17 protein-coding genes and 1 pseudogene are annotated in these 15,904 nt (G+C 40.8%); 3 read left to right on the forward strand and 15 right to left on the reverse strand.

Translation table 11 applies throughout. From position 1 onward, the window contains the following. Window positions 1–118 precede the first annotated feature (118 nt). A complete protein-coding gene (locus tag EL215_RS04240) occupies window positions 119–1,528 on the reverse strand; it encodes a multicopper oxidase domain-containing protein (RefSeq protein ID WP_049356129.1) in 1,410 nt (469 codons plus the stop codon). Between the two features lies 1 nt (window position 1,529). Further along, window positions 1,530–2,252, reverse strand: a complete 723-nt coding sequence (locus EL215_RS04245; RefSeq protein WP_049356127.1) for a 1-acylglycerol-3-phosphate O-acyltransferase — start codon at window positions 2,250–2,252, stop codon at window positions 1,530–1,532. 87 nt (window positions 2,253–2,339) lie between these two features. On the opposite strand from EL215_RS04245, the gene lpxH reads away from it, so the two are divergent. Next, window positions 2,340–3,044, forward strand: coding sequence for a UDP-2,3-diacylglucosamine diphosphatase (lpxH, locus tag EL215_RS04250; RefSeq protein ID WP_126470377.1), 705 nt, complete (start codon window positions 2,340–2,342; stop codon window positions 3,042–3,044). A gap of 64 nt (window positions 3,045–3,108) precedes the next feature. Here the strand turns inward: lpxH and glmS are convergent, their stop codons facing one another. The 6 genes from glmS to nudC all read right to left on the reverse strand — a co-directional run bounded on the left by glmS (window position 3,109) and on the right by nudC (window position 8,783). Further along, a complete protein-coding gene (glmS, locus tag EL215_RS04255) occupies window positions 3,109–4,941 on the reverse strand; it encodes a glutamine--fructose-6-phosphate transaminase (isomerizing) (RefSeq protein WP_126470379.1) in 1,833 nt (610 codons plus the stop codon). Window positions 4,942–4,991: 50 nt separating this feature from the next. Next, a complete protein-coding gene (locus tag EL215_RS04260; protein ID WP_126470381.1) occupies window positions 4,992–5,774 on the reverse strand; it encodes a DeoR/GlpR family DNA-binding transcription regulator in 783 nt (260 codons plus the stop codon). 126 nt (window positions 5,775–5,900) lie between these two features. After that, a complete protein-coding gene (locus EL215_RS04265; protein ID WP_049356119.1) occupies window positions 5,901–6,173 on the reverse strand; it encodes a non-specific DNA-binding protein Hbs in 273 nt (90 codons plus the stop codon). A 138-nt stretch (window positions 6,174–6,311) separates the two neighbouring features. Continuing rightward, window positions 6,312–6,902, reverse strand: coding sequence for a YjaG family protein (locus EL215_RS04270; RefSeq protein ID WP_126470383.1), 591 nt, complete (start codon window positions 6,900–6,902; stop codon window positions 6,312–6,314). A gap of 11 nt (window positions 6,903–6,913) precedes the next feature. After that, window positions 6,914–7,978, reverse strand: coding sequence for a uroporphyrinogen decarboxylase (gene hemE, locus EL215_RS04275; protein WP_126470385.1), 1,065 nt, complete (start codon window positions 7,976–7,978; stop codon window positions 6,914–6,916). Window positions 7,979–7,988: 10 nt separating this feature from the next. Further along, complete coding sequence (gene nudC / locus EL215_RS04280; RefSeq protein ID WP_126470387.1) at window positions 7,989–8,783, reverse strand: NAD(+) diphosphatase; 795 nt, start codon at window positions 8,781–8,783, stop codon at window positions 7,989–7,991. A 148-nt stretch (window positions 8,784–8,931) separates the two neighbouring features. On the opposite strand from nudC, the gene EL215_RS04285 reads away from it, so the two are divergent. After that, entirely contained in the window at window positions 8,932–9,387 is a 456-nt protein-coding gene (locus tag EL215_RS04285) for a DUF3290 family protein (RefSeq protein ID WP_126470389.1), read from the forward strand. Then, window positions 9,387–10,022, forward strand: a complete 636-nt coding sequence (locus EL215_RS04290) for a DUF421 domain-containing protein (protein ID WP_126470391.1) — start codon at window positions 9,387–9,389, stop codon at window positions 10,020–10,022. Before EL215_RS04285 ends, EL215_RS04290 begins: the two co-directional genes overlap by 1 nt. A 165-nt stretch (window positions 10,023–10,187) precedes the next feature. Here EL215_RS04290 and EL215_RS04295 read toward each other — a convergent pair. From EL215_RS04295 to EL215_RS04325, 7 genes and pseudogenes are all read right to left on the reverse strand, one after another. Beyond that, window positions 10,188–11,017, reverse strand: a pseudogene (locus EL215_RS04295) (hypothetical protein). Between the two features lie 88 nt (window positions 11,018–11,105). After that, entirely contained in the window at window positions 11,106–11,588 is a 483-nt protein-coding gene (locus tag EL215_RS04300; protein ID WP_126470395.1) for an enoyl-CoA hydratase, read from the reverse strand. Continuing rightward, on the reverse strand, window positions 11,581–12,204 hold the full coding sequence (locus EL215_RS04305; protein ID WP_126470397.1) for a hypothetical protein: 624 nt from the start codon (window positions 12,202–12,204) through the stop codon (window positions 11,581–11,583). Before EL215_RS04305 ends, EL215_RS04300 begins: the two co-directional genes overlap by 8 nt. Then, on the reverse strand, window positions 12,204–13,826 hold the full coding sequence (locus tag EL215_RS04310; RefSeq protein WP_126470399.1) for a phage tail protein: 1,623 nt from the start codon (window positions 13,824–13,826) through the stop codon (window positions 12,204–12,206). Before EL215_RS04310 ends, EL215_RS04305 begins: the two co-directional genes overlap by 1 nt. A 26-nt stretch (window positions 13,827–13,852) precedes the next feature. After that, window positions 13,853–14,419: a phage tail protein gene (locus EL215_RS04315; protein ID WP_126470401.1), complete on the reverse strand. Its 567-nt coding sequence runs from the start codon at window positions 14,417–14,419 to the stop codon at window positions 13,853–13,855. After that, on the reverse strand, window positions 14,412–15,518 hold the full coding sequence (locus EL215_RS04320) for a baseplate assembly protein (RefSeq protein WP_126470403.1): 1,107 nt from the start codon (window positions 15,516–15,518) through the stop codon (window positions 14,412–14,414). Before EL215_RS04320 ends, EL215_RS04315 begins: the two co-directional genes overlap by 8 nt. Then, a complete protein-coding gene (locus EL215_RS04325) occupies window positions 15,515–15,880 on the reverse strand; it encodes a GPW/gp25 family protein (protein WP_126470405.1) in 366 nt (121 codons plus the stop codon). The genes EL215_RS04320 and EL215_RS04325 overlap by 4 nt, the downstream gene beginning before the upstream one ends. Between the last annotated feature and the right edge of the window lie 24 nt (window positions 15,881–15,904).

The following is a 15,904-nucleotide window of genomic DNA, read 5'->3' on the forward strand; positions in this document are numbered from 1 at the left end:
TGTTAAACACGTCTTTTTATTTCTGTTCATACACAGATATTTCTTCGGAATGTTGACTCACAGATTACCAAGTATTATGGTAACTATTTGAATGATTATAATAATGCCATTGATTATCTCATTGAACAAGTATGATACCAAGGCAACCCATATCTGCTAGCATCAAATTTGATGCACCGAATAAGAAAGGATGGCTATTTGATGATGGTTGTTCAAATTTTACTAAAATTTGTACTTTCTTTTTCACCCAAACCGTGTCTTTCCAGGCAAGCTCCGACGCATCGACGTTGACGTCATCTTGGCTTTCAATAACAAATTTAGCGCCTTGAATGGTAAAGCCGACAGGCAGAGAGCTGTTGATGATCCAACGTTCGACAGTACCGACTTTAGCCGAAATATCAACACGGCGCGGGTCAAAGCGTTGTTTGTTGATTAAGCCATTCGTGACATCCAATTCAAAGGTGCGTTCTTGGGCGATTTTACTTTCGAGCATAGCCGTGGCATCAGTATTAAATTGCTCATTCATTTTTTTACTGAAAGCTGAGATTTGACCTTGTGGGCGAAGTTCTAAAACGGTGTTATCTGCAAAATCATTTCCCGAACTGAAGACATTTTTGATTTTGTCGAAAATACCACGTTTCGCTCCAGAAATGAGAGATATGTTTTCACCTTTATCTAAATTGACTAACACTTCAGCTCGTTCACCTGGTGCAAGAATGAGAGAATTAATCGCTTTACCTTGAGGTAAAAAACCTAAATCCTTCGCAATGAGCAACATGTCTTGTTCATTATCTAAACGGAGATCATAGGCTCTTGCTAATGACGCATTGAGCAAACGCAAACGCACCCAGCCGCGAGGGACGTCAAGATAAGGCGCTTCTTGTCCATTAACGAATAGACGATTACCGACAAAGTGCGGTTGATTTTGCTTAAATAATTGTAATCCGTCGCCGTTAAATTCCATGTCTTGTAAGATTAATGGAATATCGTCCACGCCATATTTATGAGGAAGTTGTGATTTTAGGCTTTGATCATCTTCAATTAACCACATTCCCACAATGCCGCGATAGGTTTGATAGGCCGAGTTTGCCAGGGTGGCAGAGCGATACCAGCAAGTCGCGGCAGGTTGCTCTATTGGAATAATTGGTGCCCAAGATTCCCCTTTTTTGAGGACTTTTGCCGCGCCACCAAATAATTCGCCACTGGCTTGTAATCCCTGAATAGAGAGAGCAATACTTTGTGGCAAATTGTTGTGATAATTAAGTTTTGCAAAGGAACCCGATTTGATGCGAATAGTGGGCCCAAGATAATTGCCATTAAAGCCCCATACACTGACACTATGGGAGCCGTCTAACTTGTAGCCGGTTTCTTCCATATTAAGAATAATGGGGCGACCACGTTTCGCTTCCATCAACGGGGGAATAGTTAATTTTTCGCGGGATGCCGCTAATACTGATTGAGGAGTGGCAGCAAGTGCGGTTGAAATTGCGGTAGTTTTTAATAATTGGCGACGAGAAAGACGCAACATATTATTTTCCTTGTGCAATTTCATCATCGAGTTCAGCGATACGTTTTTCCATTAAATCGTGGCAGTAAGTAGCAAGTTCGCGAACATTGTCTTTTGTGTAGGATGATACATCAATCGGATCCATCATTTCACAAATCACTTTACCGTTATCCCAACGATTTAAATCAATTTTTTTATGCGTCGTCGAACACACAACGGGCACGATTGGCACACCAGCTGCAATTGCTGCATGGAATGCCCCTGTTTTGAATGGCAATAAGCCGCGACCACGGCTACGAGTGCCTTCAGGGAACATCCAAATTGACAGGTTGTCTTTATTGATGCGACGAGCAAGTTCCGTCATCGTGCTGTGTGCTTTAGAACGATTTTCACGATCTAAGAAAATATTGCCCGTCACCCAATATAAAATACCGAAAAAAGGAATCCAAATTAGGCTTTTTTTACCTACACTCACCGTGCGAGGGAGTACCATGTAAGAGATGGTCACCATATCGAAATTATTTTGGTGGTTACCGATATAAATACAACGCGGCATATTCTCTTTATTTTGTGGAAAACGGTGTTCTACTTCTAAGCCAAATAATGGGTATAAGCGACCAAACCAGCGAGCCACAATGCCCACATTGCTTGGATTTTTGAAACGAATAAAGGAATAGATCGTACCGAGCACACAAATTAAAATACAACAAAGTGCAACGATGAGAATTCTGGCGATTTTTAACATAGAAAATACCTAATTAAAATTTTTGGAAAGTATAGCAAATTACACAAAAATGTGTGCTAATCTAATGAAAAAAATGACGGAATAGTTATGAAACCCATTTATTTTATTGCAGATCTTCATTTGAGCGAAACGCATCCGGAATTAATCGCACTTTTTAATGATTTTATGAAAACCAAGGCACAAGAAGCCCAAGCGGTTTATATTTTGGGGGATCTTTTTGATTTTTGGATTGGTGATGATGAGACCTCACCTTTAATTTCACAAGTAAAACAGTTGATTAAAAACCTGACAGGAAAGGGCATTGTTTGTTATTTCATTCATGGCAATCGAGATTTTCTCGTCGGGAAAAAATTTGCACAAGATTGTGGTTTAACATTATTGCCTGACTATCATTGTGTTGATCTTTATGGTGTGAAAACCTTAATTTGTCATGGCGATACCTTATGTATTGATGATGTGAAATATCAGCAATTTCGTCGAAAAGTGCATCAAAATTGGCGACAAAGACTGTTTTTATGTTTGCCACTAAAAGTGCGGTTAAAAATTGCAGAGAAAATTCGCGCGAAGAGTAAACAGGATAAGCAATATAAGTCGCTGGATATCATGGATGTGAATTTAGCGTTTACGGCACAAACTGTGAAAGAATTTGGTGTTGAACGGTTAATTCACGGCCATACACATCGAGAAGGCATTCATCAGGAAAAAGAGTACACACGAATAGTGTTAGGCGATTGGCGAAAGGATTATGCCTCAATTTTGGAAGTGACAGAAAACGGTTATCGGTTTATTTAAACAAAAAGCACAGGATTAAACCTGTGCTTTTTTGTATTAAAATGCGCTAATTTTCAACCGCACTTTATTCTACGGTTACCGATTTCGCTAAGTTACGAGGTTGGTCTACGTCGGTTCCTTTAATTAATGCCACATGGTATGACAATAATTGCATTGGAACGGTATAGAAAATTGGTGCAACAATTTCATTCACTTTTGGCATGGTGATGATTTTCATGCCTTCGCTAGGCGTGAAGCCCGCTTCTTTATCCGCGAAAACATAAAGTTGGCCGCCACGCGCACGTACTTCTTCAATGTTTGATTTTACTTTTTCAAGTAATTCATTGTTTGGCGCAACTACAATAACCGGCATGTCCGCATCAATTAAAGCGAGTGGACCGTGTTTTAATTCACCAGCTGCATAAGCTTCTGCGTGGATATAAGAAATTTCTTTTAACTTCAATGAAGCTTCTACCGCGATAGGGTAGAACTCGCCACGACCTAAGAAAAGTGCATGGTTTTTTTCTGCAAAGTCTTCTGCTAATGCTTCAATGTCTTTATCAAACGCAAGGGCTTTTTCAATTTCAGCTGGAAGTGATTGTAATGCTTTCACAATTTCCACTTCTTTTTCGTTTGAGATATTACCTTTTACTTTACCAATCGCGGTCACCAACATTAATAATGCTGCCAACTGAGTGGTAAATGCTTTGGTTGATGCCACACCGACTTCAACGCCTGCACGTGTCATGAAGGCAAGATCAGATTCGCGTACTAAAGATGAACTTGATACGTTACAGATCGTTAAGGCCGCCATGTAACCTTTTTCTTTTGCAAGACGAAGTGCGGCAAGAGTATCCGCCGTTTCACCTGATTGAGAGATAGTCACTAACAAGCTATTTGGATGAGTCACGAATTTGCGATAGCGGAATTCAGATGCGATTTCGACATCACAGCTCACGCCAGCAAGTGCTTCAAACCAGTAACGAGCTGTCATACCTGCATTATAAGAGGTACCACAAGCGACAATTTGAATGTGTTCAACTTTTTCTAAGATTTCTGATGCGCCATTACCGATAGCATCCACAATCACGTTATTGTGAAGGATACGACCTTCCATGGTATTGATTAATGCATTTGGTTGCTCATAGATTTCTTTTTGCATGAAATGGCGGAATTTGCCTTTTTCTGCGGCATCATTTTCAAGGTTAGATTCGTGTACTTCACGTTCTACTTTTTGACCATTCGCATCGTAAATATCCACAGTACGACGTGTAATTTCGGCAATGTCGCCTTCTTCTAAATAAATGAAACGACGAGTCACGCTTAATAACGCAAGTTGGTCAGATGCCAGAAAGTTTTCACCAATCCCTAAACCAATTACTAATGGGCTGCCTGAACGTGCTGCAACTAAATGTTCTGGATGTTCGCGATCTAATACCACCATACCGTATGCACCGGTAAGTTGTTTTACAGTTTTTTGTACGGCTTCAAGTAGAGTAGAGGCTGAACGCATTTCCCATTCAACTAGGTGAGCGATCACTTCTGTATCGGTTTGAGAATTGAACACATAACCACGAGATTTAAGCAATTCACGTAATTCTTCATGATTTTCGATGATGCCATTATGTACGACAGCAAAGTTACCCGAAGTATGTGGGTGAGCATTGGCTTCAGATGGTTCACCATGAGTTGCCCAACGTGTGTGCGCAATCCCTGTACCACCGATTAATGGTTTTACTGCAACTGCTTCATCAAGGGCTTTTACTTTACCCAAGCAGCGCACGCGGTGTAATTCATGGTTTGGATCCACGACAGCAACACCCGCAGAGTCATAACCACGATACTCTAAGCGGTGTAAACCATTAATTAAAATTTCTGCTACATCACGTTGTGCTACCGCACCAACAATACCACACATAGTTTTTCCTTATTTACTCAAATTAAAAGTCTTGTTTTTCTGACCGCACTTTATGCCACATCTACACAAATTACTTCTACGCCTTGTGCCATTATGGCGTCTTTGTCGGCCTGAGATAATTTGTTATCGGTAATCAGTACATCAATTTGCTGCCAGGTTAATTCCACATTTGGCATTTTTCTGCCAATTTTTTGTGATTCCACCATCACAATCACTTCACGAGATACTTCAGCCATCACTTGGCTTAAGCGAACTAACTCATTGAATGTTGTTGTCCCTCGTTCTAAATCAATGCCATCGGCTCCAATGAATAATTGGTCAAAATCATAAGAACGTAGCACTTGTTCGGCAATCTTGCCTTGGAAGGATTCAGAACGCATATCCCAAGTGCCTCCCGTCATTAAGAGCGTCGGTTCATTTTCGAGTGAGCGTAATTCGATTGCCACCGAAAGCGAATTTGTCATCACAATTAATCCTTGCTTGCGATTAAGTTGTTTAATCAATGCAGCGGTTGTACTGCCACTATCCACAATAATGCGATTGTGATCACGAATACGTTCTGCAGCTGCCTTTGCTAAGACTAACTTTCGTTGCGAAAGTTCATCATCTTGTTCTTCTTCGATGATTTCTTGTGGCATTAAAATAGCACCACCGTATTTACGAAGAAGAAAACCATTACTTTCCAATGCAGTGAGATCTTTTCGAATTGTCACTTCAGAGGTGTCAAATAACTGTACTAGCTGTTCTACACTGACTTCACCTTGTTCTTGTAGCAGTTGCATAATGGCATGTCTGCGTTGTTGGGTATTTCGGTGTTGAATGTTTCGTTTCATTATTTATGTTCCGTAATAAGTTTCGGTTCGGAATTATATCGACAAAATGATGATTGTAAAGCTAAAATTTAGACAATAAAAAACCCTGACAAAGCAGGGTTTAATTTTAATTCGTTTTAAAACAAATTATTTAATTGCGTCTTTTAATGCTTTACCAGATACGAAAGCAGGTACTTTCGATGCGGCGATTTGGATTTCTGCACCTGTTTGTGGATTACGGCCAGTACGTGCTGCACGTTGGTTAACTTTGAATGTACCGAAACCAATTAATTGTACCGATTCACCTTCTTTAAGGCTGTTGGTGATAGCGTCTAAAGTTGCTTCTAATGCAGCTTTAGCTTGTTTTTTGTTTAATTCAGCTGCACTTGCAATCGCATCAATTAAATCTGTTTTGTTCATAAATTTGTACCTTCTGTTAAATTAAAATTTGATTTTATTTAGCTAAGTCTAGCCGTTATTAGCTAACGCTCGGTAAAGGATAATCGAACTTTTTAGGAAATAAAAGCATGATTTGTAAAAATTGTGACAAATCTCACGTCATTGCTCGATTTTTATACCGATGTTGGAGATTCCGTCCTGCTTAATCTCGTTTCGGAGAGATAAAATTAGATCGATATCTCGTTTTTCGCAGTCTTTGAGTAATCTATAGATTTGCCATTGTAGATCAAGTTCTTCTTCAATTTCTTCATGGCTTTTCAGTTCGCTTTCAGAAAGATTACGGTTTTCTTGGGTTTCTAACAAGGAACAAATTGTGCCTAACGAAATTTGGCTGATTTGAATCGCTTTTTCGAGCGTCTCGCCTGCGATAATGGCATGCAATAATTCACCTAACGCTTCACAAGCATCGAGAGCGGGTACCACACCAAAGAAGTCATAATTATTCACATCAGGAATAATCTCTTCGAGCTTCTCTAATTGGTTTTCGAAATTGATTTTCGCCCCTTTAACGGTTAGAAATTCCCACACTAAATTTAAAATGTTGTGATAGGTCTTTTCTGCTTGTTCCTGTTCGGTCATTTGACAAAACAAGGTAAAATTCGGCGCCATACGTTCGCATAAGCAGGCCATAAAGGTCAGATGTTGCCAGCTTTCAACATTTTCGAGACGCTTGTGAATTGGGTTTCGCATTTTTTTCTCGCTTATTTATGATAGGCTTTAGAAAATTCGTGAATGGCATCCACGAAGATTTTTGGTGCACTTTCCGGCACGTCTTGGTGGATTCCATGACCTAAGTTAAATACATGTCCGCTGCCTTGACCAAAATCGGATAAAATTGACCGCACTTCTTGCTCGATACGCTCTGCAGGTGCATATAACACACTTGGATCCATATTGCCTTGTAGCGCCACTTTATGACCCACACGCGCTTTTGCATCCGCCAAATTAACTGTCCAGTCTAATCCTAGCGCATCGCAGCCTGTATTAGCCATGGCTTCTAACCATAACCCGCCGCCTTTAGTAAATAAGGTTACCGGTACTTTACGACCATCGTGTTCACGAATTAAACCATCGACGATTTTGTGCATATATTGCAGAGAGAAGTCTAAATATTCACGATGACCTAACACACCGCCCCAAGTATCAAATACCATGACCGCTTGTGCACCTGCTTTGATTTGTGCGTTTAGGTATAAAATCACGGAATCCGCCACTTTATCTAATAAAAGATGTAAGGTTTGCGGTTCGGCATACATCATTTTTTTGATTTTATTAAAGGTTTTGCTGCTACCACCTTCAACCATATAAGTTGCCAGTGTCCACGGGCTACCAGAGAAACCAATCAGTGGCACTTCGCCTTTTAGTTCGCGACGAATTGTACGCACAGCATTCATCACATATTGAAGTTCGCCTTCAGGGTCAGGAATCGGTAAATTTTCGACCGCACTTTTGTTTTCAATTGGATGAGCAAATTTCGGGCCTTCACCTGCACCAAAACTTAAGCCTAAGCCCATTGCATCAGGAATAGTTAAAATATCTGAGAATAAAATAGCCGCGTCTAAAGCATAGCGACGAAGTGGCTGTAAGGTAACTTCACAAGCTAAATCCGCATTGCGGCAAAGAGACATAAAATCGCCCGCTTCTGCACGTGTTGCTTTATATTCAGGCAAATAGCGTCCAGCTTGGCGCATCATCCATACGGGTGTCATATCCACTGGTTCACGTAATAAGGCTTTTAAATAACGATCATTTTTTAATTCAGACATGGACTTTCCTTTATCTATTTTGTTCCGCTTTGCAAAGTTCAAGCGTAGCATTAATTAATTTGAGTGCGATAGTACCTGTTGGCGGTAATTCTGGCAAGGGGGCAGCGCTAGAAAACCATTGTGCATCATGCAGTTCTGTTTCTTGCAGTTGAATTTCTCCGCTGTCGTAATCAGCTAAAAATCCCACCATTTGTGAATTAGGGAATGCCCAAGGTTGGCTCCCGAAATAGCGAATATTTTTAATGCGAATACCCGTTTCTTCAAAGACTTCGCGGCGAACCGCATCTTCAAAGGTTTCGCCCACTTCCACAAAGCCCGCTAACGTGGTGTATATACGCGCTTTACCTGGCGTGTAATGGCGTTGATGATTGGCTAACAAAATCTCTGTGCCACGGCGAACGGCGACAATAATCGAAGGGCAAATAACGGGGTAAGTACGATAGCCGCAACTTGTGCATTGAATCGCAAGCTCATCGTGAGTTTGTTCCGCTTTTTGACCGCACTTTCCGCAAAATTGATGGGTTTTCAGAAAATGATTAATTTCCACACCTCGGCTTAATAAATGAAAATCTTCAGTTGGTAAAGATAACAAACTTCGTAAGGAAAGGTATTCTCGTTCATCTTGATCATTTTCTGCCACAAGCCATAAAGATTGTGATTTCCATTTCCCGAGCAACATTACTTTTTGCGTTATGAGGCCGAGTTCCTTTGCTGTTCCAAAAGGCAGATCATTTTCCTGCCAATAAAGAGTCGATCCTTTGGTGAATAGCCAATATCCCTGATCTTCCGGCTGAATTGCTTTCATATTTTTCTCTTTTTTATTTCAAAAGTGCGGTCATTATAAAAGGGATTTTTCGGAAAAACGAATTTAATTTCTGTGATAAAAATAGCTAGTCAGTTTTCGTTGTGCTACAGTGGTAGCTTGTTTTTCTCTTTAAAATTAGGAATGACAAATGTCTTTTTTCTCTTTTGCTTTTTTAGAAAATGCGATGTCTTTTGAAGGTTATTTTAAATATATCGCCATTTTTGTCTCGTTAGGTGCATTGCTTGTGGTGACAAGCTTATATTTACGTCATCGGTTACAAACCAAATATCGCGATCTCAGTATTATCTTTCTTTTATTAATTATTTTCTTGCTCGGTGTGCAATATAAGCAATATGAGCGAAATGAAGTCTATGCAGCTGATATCTCTAGCGTGGTGACATTTTTAAATTCGGTGAAAGACAGTCAAAATTTACAGAAAGAAGATATTCGTACCAATAGCCGTACATTAATGAACGGCATGATTTTAAATATTCGGGATCAGTATTTCGAAGTCCATTTTAATAATGATTTTTCAGCGTATACCTTATCCCCAATTAACTTAGTAAACCCTAATATTACTGTGATTGATAAGGAGGATAAATAATGGATGGCTACACATTATTAGGCTTAAAATTGGCCATGGGTATTGTTGGACTCGTACTTCAAATTCACTTAATGGGCAAAGGCAACCTCGCGCCGACCTCCGCGATGGATCAGGCACAAAACTTTGTGCTGGGTGGCATCATTGGTGGTGTGATTTATAGTGATAGTATTGGGGTATTTCAGTTCTCTTTAGTACTCGTACTTTGGACATTATTGATTTTTACCCTTCGTTTTATCAAAAACCATAACCAATTAGTTAAATCGTTGATTGATGGTAAACCAGTTCCGGTGATTTCAAACGGCAAGGTAAAAACTGCTGAATGTATGAAAAACGGTATTACTGCTTATGACCTCATGTTTAAGTTACGTGCTGCCGGTATTTATGAAATCAAAACGGTTAAACGTGCGGTATTTGAACAAAATGGACAACTTTCGATTATTCGATACGGTGATGATGATTTACGTTATCCATTAATTATTGATGGACAATTAGATGATGATGTTTTAGAAATTATTGATCGTGATGAAGAATGGGTTAAAGCTGAGTTAGAAAAACAGAACATGACGATTGAGCAAGTGTATATTGGCGAATACTTGAATGGTCAGTTAGTGGCACATGTATATGAAAACAAATAAAAGAGATCGCACCTGTTGCCGTTCGCGAATTTTGAGAAACGTAACCGCTAAATGTGAGAAATTTAAAACACTTCAAGTTTCTCATTTTTAGCGGTTAAAATCCACGAATTTTGAGAAATAAAACGCCCTTTAAATCATCATTAAAGGGCGTTTTTATTTTAAGTCTTAGAACTTATAAACCATGTTATCTTCGTACTTTCCGGAATAACTTGCTGAAGCCTTAACAACAACGCGTTCTGAGTTGTAAAAAGCCTCCCAATTATTAACTTTATCCTCTACCATGTATTCGATAAAGCGAACAAACTCACTCTTTGTTGAGCTGAAGAATACATAAGGAGGGCGCGTGAGGTTGATTAATCGGAGGAAGTCGATTAAATCAAAGTACGTCGCCTGTTTATAGCTTTCCTGGCGGGTGCATAAATATGGTGGATCTAGAACAAATAAGGTTTTAGGGTAGCCGCTAAATTTAGGTAAAAGCGTGTGGAATGACTCGCGTGTAATCTCAAGCCCATCTAAATATCCATCCGCTTTCGGATAATCAGACTGTCTAACACAATGCCAAAAATCATTCTGAAATAGATCATCCAATGTTGCCACTTGTTGGCCACTAAACAGAAGCCAGCTCGCCAGACTATTCAGGTCAATATAACCTTTGAAATTTTGAATGATTTTGATACATTCCGCCTTACATTCCTTCGTCAATTTTTTGTTTTTTTGCGTAGCGTTACCGACTACCGCGTAAAGCTGCGCGCGAAGTGCATTAATGTCGTCAATATATTCTAATCGCTCAGCATACCCATCGAAGTCGTTATAAATTACGCATGCTTTAGGCTTGAGTTGTTTAGCGACATGGCTTAATAAACCACTCCCGCCAAATGTATCAATGATAGTCCAGCCTTCACCGTCGTTTTTAATATTCGCGTTTAAAACTTCTTCGAATCGCTTTAAAAACATTCGCTTTGCCCAACAAATGGTAGTGGAGCTTGTTTAAACATAGTACACTCCGTTTGTTTGTTTGTTTGTTTGTTTGTTTGTTTGTTTGTTTGTTTGTTTGTTTGTTTGTTTGTTTGTTTGGCATTGTATCTATCCTTTTTTAAAAATCGTTGCCAGTTGATTTGGGCTGAATCGCCAACCTTGGTCGCCGCCTTTGATTGCGTTGAAACACCACTCGGAGCAAAAATACTTACTGCGTTTTTGCTTAATGCCCAGCACGATACCTAACGCCCCCCACCAGTCGTATTTACAACCCAAAGTGCGGTCAAAATAGGCCTTGATTTGTTCCTCAGTAACATTGTTGAGTGGGATTAAATCCCATTTTGTGTTATCGGATACATCAATCTGTTTGCAACGCACACCGCCATCTTGTACCGATGAGGAGTAGCAGTCATATACTGTCTCATGCTCATAATGATGCCCATTGCCAAACTCAATACGCTCAATGGCAATTTCACAATGCGAATATTTGCCTTTGGTAAAAAATCGAGTAATGCAGTCAGCAATTGCTTTGACTGGTTCTTTAAGCCAGTCACGCTTGTGTTTGTACATCGCCAAATAAAACTTAGCCATTTTGGTATGCCTCCATCAAGTTATTCATTTGTTTGATGATGTCGTCATAAGTTGCTTGCATTTGCTCAAGCGTTAAACCTGGTGCTTTGAGCTCATATTTACGCATACGTTGGTTTGCTAGTTCGACCTGTAATTTCTCAAGCCCAGCCGCTTGCACTAAAATCAAATCTGTTGCGGCTTTGTTGTTTAAGCCTGCACGTTTTGCGAAGTCTGTGACATAACGACTGCATTCGCCCTCATAATTTGCGGCTTTAAAGGCTTCTGCCGCTGCTTGGCGTTCGCGATACTCACTCTCAAAGCGTGTCCAAGTGCTGTAGATTTTTGCCGCGTGCTCATCGATGTTGGCGATAAGTTGAGTTTGGCTGTCGGCTAAAAGTGCGGTTTGTTTTTCGGCTGAAATTTCCCAAGTCAGCGTATCTAGATTTAATATATGTGCCGCACTAGGTTGTGGGTCAATTAGTACAGGGTAGCCTGTTTTGTCTGCGATGATTTGCTTGCCTTGAGATTGTCCGTTAAGTAGCTCAATATATTTATCTTGGCTAATTTCTACCGCACCTTCTGGCACAAAACCACCATAAGAATCATCAAAAAAGCCATCTTTAAAATACATTGTCATTATTTCCATCTCCCAATTGCTAAAAATTGCATATCCCAATCACCTTGTTCTCCGCCTGGATCGTATAGGTAATAGTAATAAGTCGACCCATTTGACTTAGTCTTTATGTCCATTTGGAATCTATCTACAAGCCTATAATCTTCTACCGCCTTGCCGTTCCCGAATACCATTGGGGCCGCCACAAATGATACTGCCCAATTAAATGAATAAACCGTGCCGTGCGAATACCCACCTCTGAAGTTGACTGTATTGGTCTGTATCATCGTCCCATCTGGATATTTTCGAATCTCAAAGTTGCCGATTTTTTGGTAGAAAAAATCGGTATCGAGCAACACAGTACCACCACGCTCTGGCATCAAAATGCTATACATATCCTGATTCCAAAACTTAAATGCATTGCCTTCACGCTCAAATCGCATGGATTTACCATCTGGTTTGAGAATGCTTAAACCGCCGTAGTGCCCAGAGCTTGTGACTTGAACATAATCATAAGATTGTTGGTGGGTATTATTTAAGCTTTTACCTGAGCCTGTTACCACATCAGCTGCAGATCTAAAGTTTCCGTTGTGTGCAAACTCCCACCATTTTTCTCTACCATTGTCCTCAATGAGATGGATAATCCCAGCACCAAACTGATTTCTTGCACCAGGCGTAGTGTATCCAAATGAAAATGCAGACCCCCATCCATCCCCATTTAATACCTTACCTTTTAAATATGGAAAATATGTATTTGAGCCATTAGCATTACCCGCATTGACATGATAAGGTGCCTCTGTTTGCCATTGTTGACTGTAGGCTCCTTCGCCTCGTTTTTGACTCCCAAACCATTGAGCACCAAGACCACTCTCGGCTGAAAAATTTGCTCCATCAAAGCCAAATCGTTTTTTGGTTGCTCCATAGGCAATGTAGGCATCATTTGCATTGCCTGTTGTTTGCAATCCAACGGTCTGCCCCATGTCAACATCAATTAACTTCGTATCATCGCCGATTTGCACAAAGTTGTTATTATTTGTTGGGTCATTGACGATAAGATTTGGCACGGTGAGATTGCCCGTCATTGTATCGCCTGATTTAGCGACACGGGTGTTGGCGTTGTTGTTGGCATTATCTGCCGCTCGTTGAGCATTATCTGCCGCATTTTTCGCATCCACGCCTTTATCATAAGCCGTTTTAACCGCTTTTGATGTTGCTACATTATTTTCATCGTTGCTATTGACTGCGGATGATCGTTTGCTAAGAGGGATATAGTTATTTAACGCAAGCTGCACCGTCGCAATCAGTTGCGCGAGTTTTTTACCTGCTTTAGCTGTCAATACCAAACCATCACTATCAATACCGGTATCGCTAGTCGCTTGCCAAATACCTTTTTGTGTTATTGAACCTGCCGGTAATTTATGACTATGGCCGGATTCATCAGCCGTGCTTGTGCTATCTGCAGTTAAATCTTTCGGTGCGGATTTCTTACCAAATAGCTCCAATGTCTTTTTAAGCCATAATGTACGATTGGAGAGTTGTTTAATGGGTTTATTTGTAATGCCATTCTCACCGCCAAGCACAGGGTCGTTTTCTTCAATTTGATAAACTCCGTCTTCCCACTTTTCTTGTTCTTTTAAATTAGCCATAACTATCCTTTAAATGAGGTTTAAATCTAGTTTGAACCGTGGTTATAACTGCCGTTATAACGGGCTTTGTTGTTGTAACGTAGCGGTACGGATTTATAATCCAGTACGGCTAATGTGCAACGTGCTGGGGCGAAATTACGTAAAATCTTACGTAGTTGTTGCGCTTGGTCATTGGTAATCGGTTGATTTAGTCGAATGGCGTAATAAGCCCATTTATCACTTAACGGTATCGTCTGCACAAATTTATGCTCATAAGTCCGTGCTTTTAACCCTTCATCAATTTCAATTTCACCGAAACCTAAGCGCCGCAACACTTCACGAATCGACCATGGCGTGCCTTTGTAACGATGCAATTCGATCGCGACCTTAATTAAACTGCGTTTCGAATTATCACTTTCGGCTAAAAACGCGCCGTCATAACCAGTCACACTCCATTTTTCAGCAAGTAAAGGGATAAACTCATCATCGAGTAATTCAACTAAGGTAGTCATCACTTTACTTTTATCTAGATCTCGCATACGAGCGCTTAAATCTGCCAGAGATTTATACTTAGTTTCACGCGAAATGACGTCTGCATAAGTTAAGCTAGCCATTACTGCGCTCCTGAGCAACTTCAACATTAATCGCAGTACAGTTTGCCCATTCTGTTTCACTAACCACAATTTTTGCCGGCTCAATCAAATTGACGTCATATACACCTTCCACTCGTAACGCACTGATAATTGCAGATGGAACAACATCAATGCCAAGTTTCTTGGTTTTGTCAGATAAATACTGTTGCAAAGCCTCACGGGCTTTGGTTTTTACAATATCTTCACGATATCCATCGAGTAACGTTAATGTTGCATTAATTTGGTAGTCTCGTTTGGTCGGTGCTATCACTTCCACGGTATCGCACAATGGACGACGGCGTTCCGGGCTGACGTATTGTTTAACATCATTAAGCAAACGACTGTCAGGCAAGCCCGTTTTTGTGAGTACGGTAATGCGCACTAAACCGCCACGTGGATTGGAGACATTCACATCGGCAATGTCTTGCGATACAGCGCGGGTGTGATAATCGTAAGCGGCAACGGAACCACAACTGGTAAAGGCCTCCGGTGCGGCAAGAATTCGCTTGCGGTAGTCGTCATCTTCTTCACGCGCTAAACCACCACTTGGCACATCAATGTTGGTGACAGTGATTTCGCCCGCAAAATTGACCGCACTTTTTAGTGTTTTTACGCGCCCAAGCTCCCAACCATTGCCAGCAGTACCGGCTTTATTGCAAGCAGCTTCAATTTCGACGTAAGCGATAAGCGGTGTAATCACATCATCATTCAGTGTAATAAATTCAATGTCATCGCTAACGGCAACGCGCGTGCCTTTCGGGATTAAAACGGACGGGTGATCACCTTTAATATTAAAGCGTAGAATCGTGCGAGCCGGTTTATCCAGCAAACGATAGCAACCAAAAGTTTCGCCGCATAAATCCAAAGCAAGTCCCGTGGCGTATTGTGGAAATGTTTGGCGAAAGGCTTCGTTAATACCTTGGCGCGCTAGGCTCTCACGCAGTGCATACACGTTGATAAGTAAACGTTCAATGTGTGCTGGTTGTAAGATTTTGCCGGTACGTTTTTCATACTGCGCAATAGCGTCGCGCAAAATGCTTTCTACGTTGTCATCAACGACTTTCACATCATATCTATTCATTGGGCGACCCTCGTGACGTAAATTTCGCGATACACATCCTCGGTAAGTGACCAATAAATCACAAATTCAAAGTGCGGAGCCATGCCATCAACGTCCACTGAATCAATGTTGATGCGTTTTTCCCAACGTTGCAGAGCAAGTGTGATTTCCCGCACGATGTTGGGAATGGCAATGTCTTCGGGCTGGTCGATATATTGAAAGTGATCGGAGCCGAATTCAGGACGCAACACATCTGTTCCTTTCATCGTGGAAAGAATATGGTCAATGCACTGATGAATGTCATTAACGCCTTGCACTGCTTGAGAATCAAGACTTGGTGCAAGTTGCCAGTGTGTTGTGAGGAGTGTGTTTTGTGTGTTCATAGCCTTGATGATACAAGGCTATGC

It is taken from the genome of Haemophilus parainfluenzae (assembly GCF_900638025.1).
Lineage (GTDB): Bacteria > Pseudomonadota > Gammaproteobacteria > Enterobacterales > Pasteurellaceae > Haemophilus_D > Haemophilus_D parainfluenzae_J.

Excerpts from the sequence above, each read along its gene's own strand:
- EL215_RS04240 (WP_049356129.1), bottom strand. The coding sequence starts at position 1,528 with ATGTTGCGTCTTTCTCGTCGCCAATTATTAAAAACTACCGCAATTTCA.
- EL215_RS04245 (WP_049356127.1), bottom strand. The coding sequence starts at position 2,252 with ATGTTAAAAATCGCCAGAATTCTCATCGTTGCACTTTGTTGTATTTTA.
- lpxH (WP_126470377.1), top strand. The coding sequence starts at position 2,340 with ATGAAACCCATTTATTTTATTGCAGATCTTCATTTGAGCGAAACGCAT.
- glmS (WP_126470379.1), bottom strand. The coding sequence starts at position 4,941 with ATGTGTGGTATTGTTGGTGCGGTAGCACAACGTGATGTAGCAGAAATT.
- EL215_RS04260 (WP_126470381.1), bottom strand. The coding sequence starts at position 5,774 with ATGAAACGAAACATTCAACACCGAAATACCCAACAACGCAGACATGCC.
- EL215_RS04265 (WP_049356119.1), bottom strand. The coding sequence starts at position 6,173 with ATGAACAAAACAGATTTAATTGATGCGATTGCAAGTGCAGCTGAATTA.
- EL215_RS04270 (WP_126470383.1), bottom strand. The coding sequence starts at position 6,902 with ATGCGAAACCCAATTCACAAGCGTCTCGAAAATGTTGAAAGCTGGCAA.
- hemE (WP_126470385.1), bottom strand. The coding sequence starts at position 7,978 with ATGTCTGAATTAAAAAATGATCGTTATTTAAAAGCCTTATTACGTGAA.
- nudC (WP_126470387.1), bottom strand. The coding sequence starts at position 8,783 with ATGAAAGCAATTCAGCCGGAAGATCAGGGATATTGGCTATTCACCAAA.
- EL215_RS04285 (WP_126470389.1), top strand. The coding sequence starts at position 8,932 with ATGTCTTTTTTCTCTTTTGCTTTTTTAGAAAATGCGATGTCTTTTGAA.
- EL215_RS04290 (WP_126470391.1), top strand. The coding sequence starts at position 9,387 with ATGGATGGCTACACATTATTAGGCTTAAAATTGGCCATGGGTATTGTT.
- EL215_RS04300 (WP_126470395.1), bottom strand. The coding sequence starts at position 11,588 with ATGGCTAAGTTTTATTTGGCGATGTACAAACACAAGCGTGACTGGCTT.
- EL215_RS04305 (WP_126470397.1), bottom strand. The coding sequence starts at position 12,204 with ATGACAATGTATTTTAAAGATGGCTTTTTTGATGATTCTTATGGTGGT.
- EL215_RS04310 (WP_126470399.1), bottom strand. The coding sequence starts at position 13,826 with ATGGCTAATTTAAAAGAACAAGAAAAGTGGGAAGACGGAGTTTATCAA.
- EL215_RS04315 (WP_126470401.1), bottom strand. The coding sequence starts at position 14,419 with ATGGCTAGCTTAACTTATGCAGACGTCATTTCGCGTGAAACTAAGTAT.
- EL215_RS04320 (WP_126470403.1), bottom strand. The coding sequence starts at position 15,518 with ATGAATAGATATGATGTGAAAGTCGTTGATGACAACGTAGAAAGCATT.
- EL215_RS04325 (WP_126470405.1), bottom strand. The coding sequence starts at position 15,880 with ATGAACACACAAAACACACTCCTCACAACACACTGGCAACTTGCACCA.